Source organism: Micromonospora sp. NPDC085948, assembly GCF_040686315.1.
Lineage (GTDB): Bacteria > Actinomycetota > Actinomycetes > Mycobacteriales > Micromonosporaceae > Micromonospora.
Genome location: NZ_JBFBJW010000030.1, coordinates 1 through 8,058 on the forward strand (window position 1 = coordinate 1; position 8,058 = coordinate 8,058).

Genomic DNA, 8,058 nt, shown 5'->3' on the forward strand with positions numbered 1-8,058 from the left:
CCCAGCATCACCCTCGACCAGGGCCTCGCCGACACCGTCACCTGGTACCGCGACAACCGCACCTGGTGGGAACCCCTCAAGACCACACCCACCGCATGACCCGCCTACTCGTCACCGGCGCCGGCGGGATGCTCGGCCGGGACCTGGTCACCGTGCTGCACACCCGGCCCGACCTCAAGGTGACCGCCGCCAGCCGGGCCGACCTGGACATCACCGATCCCGCCGCCGTCCGCGAGGCCGTCGCCGAGCACGACATCGTGATCAACACGGCGGCGTGGACAAATGTCGACGGCGCCGAGACCAACGAGGCGGCGGCCACCGCCGTCAACGGCAACGGCGTCGCGAACCTCGCGTCGGCGTGCGCCGCCAGCGGCAGCCGGCTCATCCAGATCTCCACCGACTACGTCCTCGCCGGCGATGCCCAGTCCCCCTACCCGGAGGACGCCCCCACCGCGCCGGTCAACGCGTACGGCCGGGGCAAGCTGGTCGGCGAGCAGGCGGTCGCCCGACTACTGCCCGACAGTGGCTACGTGGTCCGCACCGCCTGGCTGTACGGCGCGCACGGCCCGAACTTCGTGGCCACCATGCTCCGGCTCGCCGGCCAGCGGGAGTTCATCAGCGTGGTCGACGACCAGCACGGCCAGCCCACCTGGTCCTACCGGCTCGCCGAACAGCTCGTCGCACTCGCCGACGCCGCCCTCGCCGGCCAGGCCGCCGCCGGCGTCTACCACAGCACCTGTGCCGGCCAGACCACCTGGTACGGGCTCGCCCGCGCGGCGTTCACGCTGGCCGGTCTGGACCCCGACCGGATCCGACCCACCACCAGTGACCGGTATCCTCTTCCTGCCCCCCGTCCGGCGTACAGTGTGCTAGCACACAGCCGCTGGGCGGCCGCAGGTCTGCCGTCGCTCCCCGACTGGCATGCCACTCTCGTCGACGCATTCGACTCCCCCGCTCCGCCCGCTCCGTGGAAGGTCGCATGAAGCTCACCCTCGTCACCGGGTTGACCGGCCTGATATTGCTCGCCACCATCGTCGAGCTGCTGCGCCGCCGGCAGCTTCGCGAAAAGTACGGCATGCTCTGGCTCGGCGTCCTGGTGATCGTCATCCCCCTGTCGCTCTTCCCCCGCCTGCTGGACAACGTCGCCGAACTGCTCGGCGTCGCCTCCGGCGTCAGCCTCGTGCTCTTCCTCGGCATCGTCTTCCTGCTGCTGGTCTGCGTGCACCTCAGCTGGGAGGTCAGCCACCTGGAAGAAGAGACCCGCACCCTGGCCGAAGACTTCGCCCTGCTCCGTACCGAGATCGACGCCGAGCGAGCGGCCCGAAACGAACTGGTGTCCCACGATGGTTAACGGCAAGCGGGTCCTGATCATCATCCCGGCGCTCAACGAGTCCGGCTCGATCGCCGACGTGGTCGGCGAGGTCCGCGGCGAGCTGCCCGGCGTCGACGTGATCGTCATCGACGACGGCTCCACCGACCGCACCGCCGCGGTCGCCGCCGCGGCCGGCGCCCGCGTGGCCAAGCTGCCGTACAACCTCGGCGTCGGCGGCGCCATGCGGGTCGGGTACCGGTACGCGCGCGACCACGACTACGACGTCGCCATCCAGATCGACGCGGACGGCCAGCACGACCCCCGGTACGTGCCGAAGCTCGTCGACCTGCTCGACGAGACCGACCTGGTGATCGGCGCCCGGTTCGCCGGCGAGGGTGACTACAACGTCCGCGGCCCCCGCCGCTGGGCCATGGTCATGCTCTCCGGTGTGCTGTCCCGCGTCGCGCACACCAAGCTCACCGACACCACCTCCGGGTTCCGGGCCGCCAACCGTCGGGTGATCGAGATGTTCGCCACCTGGTACCCGGTGGAGTACCTGGGCGACACCGTGGAGACGCTCGTGCACACCGCCCGACGCGGCTACACCATCCGCCAGGTGCCGGTGGCCATGCGCAAGCGGATGGCGGGCACCCCCAGCCACTCCCCCGCCAAGGCCATGATCTACCTCGGCCGCGCCTTCGCCGTCCTCACGTTGGCGCTCATTCGCCGGTGATCCGCCGGCTCCTGAGTCTGGTCCCACCGGGCACCGTCGCCGTCGGCGCCGGTCTCGCCCTGCTGGGACTCGCCTCCTACGTTCACCTGGCGGTCGCCGGGCACAGTCTCACCGAGGCGGACTACAACTCCCTCTCCGTGCTCTGGACGATCGTCTTCACCCTCGGCATCGGCCTGTTCATGCCGGTCGAGCAGGAGGTCGCCCGACTCGTCGCCGCCCGGCACAGCCAGGGCCTCCCCCCCGGGCCGGTACTGGCCCGGGGGGCGGCCCTGGCCGCCGGCCTGCTCGCCGCCGTCGTCGCGCTGATCGTCGTCTTCCGGGAGACGCTCGCCGACCGGCTCTTCGCCGGCGACGGCACCATGGTCACCGTCCTGATCGGCGCGCTGGCCGGACTCGCCGTCGCGCACACCACCCGCGGCATCCTCTCCGGCCTGCAACTGTTCCCCTGGTACGGCACCCAACTCGGCATCGACGGCGGCCTCCGGATCGCGCTGGTCACCGTCCTCGGCCTGAACGGTGTCACCGACCCCGTCTGGTACGGCGCGGTGCTGGTCATCGCGCCCGTCGCCGGCGCCATCCTCACTGCACCACCGGTCCTGCGCGCCGTCGGCGGCGGCGTTCCCGTGACCTGGGCGAGCCTGGTGCGCGGCCTCGGCCTCCTCATCGCCTCCAGCCTGCTCGCCCAGGTCGTGGTCAACATCGGCGTGATCAACGTCAAGGTGCTGGACCCATCCGACGAGGCGACCGCCGGCGCGCTGCTCTCCGCGCTGGTGCTGGTCCGGATCCCGCTGTTCGTCTTCGCCTCGTTGCAGGCATCGCTGCTGCCCGGCCTCTCCACCTCGGCCAGCACCGGCGACCTCACCGGCTTCCACAGCCTGCTGCGCCGCGCCCTGGGCATCGTCAGCGCCCTCGGCCTCACCGGTGCCGTCCTCGCCGTGCTTGTCGGCCCACAACTGGTGCAGACCCTCTTCGACGCGCCCGGAGTCCTCGGCCACGCCGACTTCGCCTGGCTCGCCGTCGCCACCCTCGCCTACCTGTGGGCGATGGTCCTCGGCCAGGCACTCCTGGCCCTCGACCGGCACCGGGCACAGGCCCTCGCCTGGGCCATCGGGGTGGCCGCCCTGGTCGCCGCGACGCTCGCCCCGGTCTCCACCGCGCTGCGAGTCGAGCTCGGCTACGCCATCGGCTCCGTCGTGGTCGCCGCCGTCATGGCCGTGCTGCTGCGCACCCACGCCGCCCGCCCGGCAGCACCCACCGCCGCCCCGACCTTCGAGGCCGCCGCGCCGGGAGTGACCGCAGGACCCTGACCTGGGCCACACCCCCACGCATCACGGCCACACCGGCCCGCGACGCTCGGGACGCCCGCCGCCGCAGATGCTGGACGTACGGCGGCGGGCGGCCCGAACACCGGACCGCCCGCCGCCGTACCAACAGGTGTTACTTGCCGTCCGCCGGCTTGTCCTCCAGGTCAGCGGATGCCGCCGACGTCGTCGGCTTGTGCGACTCGGTGGTGGGCTGCGCCGGAGTGTCCGGGCCACCCGCCTCCGCCGGCTGCTCCGCGGCGGACACATCGCCGTCCAGCAACGCGGTCAGCGCCGCACCGGTGATCCGGCGGAACGTACGCCCCACCCGGTGACGGTCCAACACCGCCACCTCCAACTGGTTGGCGGCGATCGTCCGGGCCGCGCCGCCCTCACCACCAACCGTGCTCAACGCCTGCACCGCCACCCGGGCCGCCTCGCCGAGGGACATGTCCGCACGGTGCTGGGACTTCAGCACACCGGTGATCGCCTCAGCCTGGCCGCCCATGGCCATCCGCCCCGGCTCGTCGTTGACCGAACCGTCGTACGTCAGCCGGTACAACTCGTCGTCGTCCGCGGTCGCCCCGACCTCCGCCACGCAGATCTCCACCTCGAACGGCTTCGACTGCTCGGTGAAGATCGCACCGAGCGTCTGCGCGAACGCGTTGGCCAGAGCCCGCCCGGTGACGTCCCGCCGGTCGTAGCTGAGCCCGTTCAGGTCGGCCATCCGCACACCGGCCCGGCGCAGATTCTCGAACTCGTTGTACCGACCGACCGCGGCGAACCCGATCCGGTCGTAGATCTCGCTGACCTTGTGCAGGGCGCTGGAGAGGTTCTCCGCGACGAAGAGCACCCCGCCGGAATAGCTGAGGACCACGGCGCTGCGACCCCGAGCGATGCCCTTGCGGGCCAACTCGGAGCGGTCGCGCATGATCTGTTCGGGCGAGGCGTAGAACTGCATGGCCACGGCGGCGGTTCTCCTTACGGCGCGGTGCTGACGACTGCTGACTGGTGGGGGTGGACGGGGCTCACCCGCCCGGGTTCTCCATCCGACCGGCGACCACGCCCTCGGCGATCGCCGCCGTCTCGGCGTCGGTCAACCGGCGGGTGCCCTCGGCGGTAGCGGTCATCACCACCGGGTAGATCCGACGGGTCAGATCCGGTCCGCCGGTCGCGGTGTCGTCGTCCGCCGCGTCGTAGAGCGCCTCGACCGCGAGGCGGGTGGCGTCGTCGACCGACACACCGGCCCGGAAGCGCTTCTTCAGCGCCGACTTCGCGAAGAGCGAGCCGGAGCCGATCGCGTCGTACCCGGTCTCCTCGTACGGACCGCCGGTCACGTCGAAGCTGAAGATCCGACCGGCCCGCGCCGGATCGGCGGCGGCCAGGTCGAACCCGGCGAACAGCGGGACCACGGCCAGGCCCTGCATGGCCGCACCCAGGTTGCCGCGGATCATCGACGCCAACCGGTTGGCCTTGCCGTCGAGCGAGAGCATCGCGCCCTCGATCTTCTCGTAGTGCTCAAGCTCCACCTGGAACAGTCGCATCAGCTCGATCCCGATGCCCGCGGTGCCCGCGATCCCCACCAGGGAGTACGCGTCGGCCGGGTGCACCTTCTCGATGTCACGCTGGGCGATCAGGTTGCCCATGGTGGCCCGCCGGTCGCCGGCCATCACGACGCCACCGGCGGCCGAGATCGCCACGATGGTGGTCGCGTGCGGCGCCAGGTCCGCTGCCATGCCCGGCGGCAACGGCCGCCGGCCGGGCAGCATCTCGGGGGCCACCCGACTCAGGAACGTCGTGAAGGAGGACGTCCCCGCGTTGGTGAACACATCTGGTAGACGCCCGGATGGATCAAAGCCCGCTGCCACGTGGTTCCTCTCAGATACGTGATCGCCCTGGCCAGCCTCGTGGGACTGTCACGGAACTGGCCAAGACCACCGTTGCAGTTGAAGCAGAGTATCCCGCGCACCCACCCGGTGCGATGATCGTGGTCCAGATGTTGCGGGTCCGCGCCGCCACAGATCGCGCAGACCCCGCCCTGCTCGGCCAGGAGCTCCTGAAACTCCTTCTCCCCGACGCCGTACCGCCGCCGCAGGTGGTACTCGCGGTTACCCCCGTACAGCCGCTCTTTGGTCTCTCTGGTCCTCGTGTTGTGGCAGGGCTTGCAGTAGGTGGCATATCCGGAGGTGTCCGCCCGGTTACGGGGGAAGGCATCGAACGGCTTGACCGCATCGCAGGTCGGACAGAACTTGTGGCCCTCGGGCACGACGCGGCCTTCGCGCACCTCGCGGTCGAACTTTGCCTTCACCCGACGCGCGTAACTTGCCTTGGATCGCTCGTTGAAGCAGGGCTTGCAGTAACTGCCTCGCCCATCCGGTCTCTTGGAACTCGCACAGAACAGATCGAGCGGCTTCCATTCACTGCAGTCTCGGCAGCGGCGAAGGCCATCCCGATCATCACTCGCTCTAGGCATGTCCGAATTGACCCTATATGCTCACTGACCTCCTTTTTGCACGTAGCCCCTCACGAACTCCTCTGCGTTTTCTTCGAGGACGGAGTCGATCTCGTCGAGGAGGTCGTCGACGTCCTCGGTGATCTCGGCGTGCCGCTCGGCCACCTCGGGGTTGGCCTCGGTGGTGACGTCCTCGATTTCCTCGCCCTGACGGGACTTGCCGGACTGCGACTGGCCGCCGCTGTCATGAGTGGCCATTGCTGCCTCCTCCACGATCGTCTGCGATGAACTTACCTCGCGCGGGCGACGAAAAGCCCGCCGCGCGCCGGCTTGCGGCACGCGGCGGGCATAAGGACGTGCGTTCAGCCGCCGGTCAACGTCTCCAGCAGATCCTTCGCGCTGGCGCAGCGGTCGAACAGCGCCCCGACGTGCGCGCGCGTGCCGCGCTCCGGCTCCATCATCGGCACCCGGACGAGCGACTCCCGGCCCACGTCGAAGATCACCGAGTCCCAGCTCGCGGCGACGACCTCGGACGCGTACTGGGCCAGGCAGCGGCCCCGGAAGTAGGCCCGGGTGTCCTCCGGCGGCTCGGTCATCGCGGTACGCGTCTCGTCGTCGGTGAGCAGCGTCTTCATCGCCTTTCGGGTGACCAGGCGGTGGTAGAGGCCCTTCTCCGGCCGGACGTCGGAATACTGCAGGTCGACCAGTTGCAGCTTGTGCGCCCCCCAGCCGAGCTTCTCCCGCTCCCGGTAACCCTCGAGCAGCCGCAGTTTGGCCACCCAGTCCAACTCGTCGGCGCAGAGCATCGGGTCCCGGCCGAGCCGGTCCAGCACGCTCTCCCAGCGGTCGAGCACATCGACGGTCTGCTCGTCGGCGTCGGTGCCGTAGCGGTCGTCGACAAAGGACCGGGCGCGCTCCAGGTACGCCCACTGCAGGTCGAGTGCGGTGAGCCGGCGACCGTCGCGCAGTCGCATGAGGTGCGCCAGGCCGGGATCGTGGCTGACCGCGCGCAGCTCGCTGACCGGGTCGGCGATGCCGAGGTCGGCGCCGAGCGCCTTCTCCTCGATCATGTTGAGGATCAGGGCGGTGGTGCCGACCTTGAGGTAGGTGGAGATCTCGGAGAGGTTGGCGTCGCCGATGATCACGTGCAGCCGGCGGTACTTGTCGGCGTCGGCGTGCGGCTCGTCGCGGGTGTTGATGATGGGCCGCTTGAGGGTGGTCTCCAGGCCCACCTCGACCTCGAAGAAGTCGGCGCGTTGGGAGATCTGGAAGCCGCTCTGCCCGCCGTCCTGACCGATGCCGACCCGGCCCGCCCCGCAGACGATCTGGCGGGTGACGAAGAACGGCGTCAGGTACGCCACGATGTCGGCGAACGGGGTCTGCCGGCGCATCAGGTAGTTCTCGTGGGCGCCGTAGCTGGCGCCCTTGTTGTCGGTGTTGTTCTTGTAGAGGTGGATCGGCTGGCTGCCCGGGATGGTGGCGGCCCGGCGGGACGCCTCGGCCATCACCCGCTCGCCGGCCTTGTCCCAGCGCACGATGTCGCGGGGGGTGGTGACCTCCGGGGTGGAGTATTCGGGGTGGGCGTGGTCGACGTAGAGACGGGCGCCGTTGGTGAGTATCACGTTGGCGAGGCCGAGGTCCTCGTCCGCGAGGGCCTCGGCGGGATCGTAGGCGGCCCCGGAGTAGGTGAATCCGCGGGCGTCGCGCAGCGGCGACTCTTCCTCGTAGTCCCAGCGGGCTCGACCACCCCGGTTGAGCTCGGGGCGTGCCCCGTAGGCGTTGACCACCTGTGATGAGGTGACCATCGGGTTGGCTCCGGCCTGTCCGGGCACGGAGATTCCGTACTCGACTTCGGTGCCCATGATCCGACGTACCGTCATGCGACCACTCGCTTCGCTCGCCCCTGGAGCCGGCGTACCCGCCGCTCACACCATCGAGACTAGTCTGCGCGGTGGCGTACCGCGCGGCCCTGCCGGTCGGCGCGGCGCAGCTGCCGTGCCGTGGCGGGTCGCGGTGGCACCCCGCTCCGCCGGCGCGGCGCGCCCGTTGCGCGCGTGAATGCCGTCGATGGCCCGCGGGTCGGCCGCGACGGGCCGCCGTGGGCGGGGTGCGGACGCGCGGGCTGGTGGGACGCACGCAGCGGCGGCACCGGACGAGGTCCGGTGGCGCCGCGGGCGGGGCGAGGTTCTGGGCGGGGGTGGGGGGGGGGGCGATGGACAGATCGGAAGAGGGGGGGGTTGGGGAAGAGTGGTGAAATTTC

At 70.5% G+C, this 8,058-nt stretch carries 9 protein-coding genes; 4 read left to right on the forward strand and 5 right to left on the reverse strand.

Annotated elements, in window-relative coordinates; translation table 11 throughout:
• Positions 1 to 95: 95 nt before the first annotated feature.
• Genes rfbD through AB0O48_RS34440 form a run of 4 tightly spaced genes read left to right on the forward strand, consistent with a single transcriptional unit; the run spans position 96 to position 3,352 of the window.
• On the forward strand, positions 96 to 983 hold the full coding sequence (gene rfbD, locus AB0O48_RS34425; RefSeq protein WP_357572609.1) for a dTDP-4-dehydrorhamnose reductase: 888 nt from the start codon (positions 96 to 98) through the stop codon (positions 981 to 983).
• A complete protein-coding gene (locus tag AB0O48_RS34430) occupies positions 980 to 1,351 on the forward strand; it encodes a DUF2304 domain-containing protein (RefSeq protein WP_357254264.1) in 372 nt (123 codons plus the stop codon). Before rfbD ends, AB0O48_RS34430 begins: the two co-directional genes overlap by 4 nt.
• Positions 1,344 to 2,045 carry a glycosyltransferase family 2 protein gene (locus AB0O48_RS34435; protein WP_357254262.1) on the forward strand — a complete coding sequence of 234 codons (702 nt, stop codon included), beginning with the start codon at positions 1,344 to 1,346 and terminating at the stop codon, positions 2,043 to 2,045. The genes AB0O48_RS34430 and AB0O48_RS34435 overlap by 8 nt, the downstream gene beginning before the upstream one ends.
• The gene (locus AB0O48_RS34440; protein WP_357254260.1) at positions 2,042 to 3,352 is read left to right on the forward strand and encodes a polysaccharide biosynthesis protein; all 1,311 of its coding nucleotides are present in this window, start codon (positions 2,042 to 2,044) and stop codon (positions 3,350 to 3,352) included. The genes AB0O48_RS34435 and AB0O48_RS34440 overlap by 4 nt, the downstream gene beginning before the upstream one ends.
• A gap of 130 nt (positions 3,353 to 3,482) precedes the next feature.
• On the opposite strand, the gene prcA is transcribed toward AB0O48_RS34440, so the two are convergent.
• The 5 genes from prcA to dop all read right to left on the reverse strand — a co-directional run bounded on the left by prcA (position 3,483) and on the right by dop (position 7,678).
• Positions 3,483 to 4,313, reverse strand: coding sequence for a proteasome subunit alpha (gene prcA / locus AB0O48_RS34445; RefSeq protein WP_357254258.1), 831 nt, complete (start codon positions 4,311 to 4,313; stop codon positions 3,483 to 3,485).
• Between the two features lie 61 nt (positions 4,314 to 4,374).
• The gene (gene prcB / locus AB0O48_RS34450; protein WP_357254257.1) at positions 4,375 to 5,214 is read right to left on the reverse strand and encodes a proteasome subunit beta; all 840 of its coding nucleotides are present in this window, start codon (positions 5,212 to 5,214) and stop codon (positions 4,375 to 4,377) included.
• Positions 5,133 to 5,654 carry an endonuclease VII domain-containing protein gene (locus tag AB0O48_RS34455; RefSeq protein WP_357254255.1) on the reverse strand — a complete coding sequence of 174 codons (522 nt, stop codon included), beginning with the start codon at positions 5,652 to 5,654 and terminating at the stop codon, positions 5,133 to 5,135. The genes prcB and AB0O48_RS34455 overlap by 82 nt, the downstream gene beginning before the upstream one ends.
• A 186-nt stretch (positions 5,655 to 5,840) precedes the next feature.
• Positions 5,841 to 6,056 carry a ubiquitin-like protein Pup gene (locus AB0O48_RS34460; RefSeq protein WP_030332902.1) on the reverse strand — a complete coding sequence of 72 codons (216 nt, stop codon included), beginning with the start codon at positions 6,054 to 6,056 and terminating at the stop codon, positions 5,841 to 5,843.
• 104 nt (positions 6,057 to 6,160) lie between these two features.
• Entirely contained in the window at positions 6,161 to 7,678 is a 1,518-nt protein-coding gene (gene dop / locus AB0O48_RS34465) for a depupylase/deamidase Dop (protein ID WP_357254253.1), read from the reverse strand.
• Between the last annotated feature and the right edge of the window lie 380 nt (positions 7,679 to 8,058).

What these genes read in the sequence shown, in the direction of transcription:
- dop (WP_357254253.1), bottom strand. Translation starts at nt 7,678, where the DNA reads ATGACGGTACGTCGGATCATGGGCACCGAAGTCGAGTACGGAATCTCC.
- AB0O48_RS34435 (WP_357254262.1), top strand. Translation starts at nt 1,344, where the DNA reads ATGGTTAACGGCAAGCGGGTCCTGATCATCATCCCGGCGCTCAACGAG.
- AB0O48_RS34430 (WP_357254264.1), top strand. Translation starts at nt 980, where the DNA reads ATGAAGCTCACCCTCGTCACCGGGTTGACCGGCCTGATATTGCTCGCC.
- rfbD (WP_357572609.1), top strand. Translation starts at nt 96, where the DNA reads ATGACCCGCCTACTCGTCACCGGCGCCGGCGGGATGCTCGGCCGGGAC.
- AB0O48_RS34460 (WP_030332902.1), bottom strand. Translation starts at nt 6,056, where the DNA reads ATGGCCACTCATGACAGCGGCGGCCAGTCGCAGTCCGGCAAGTCCCGT.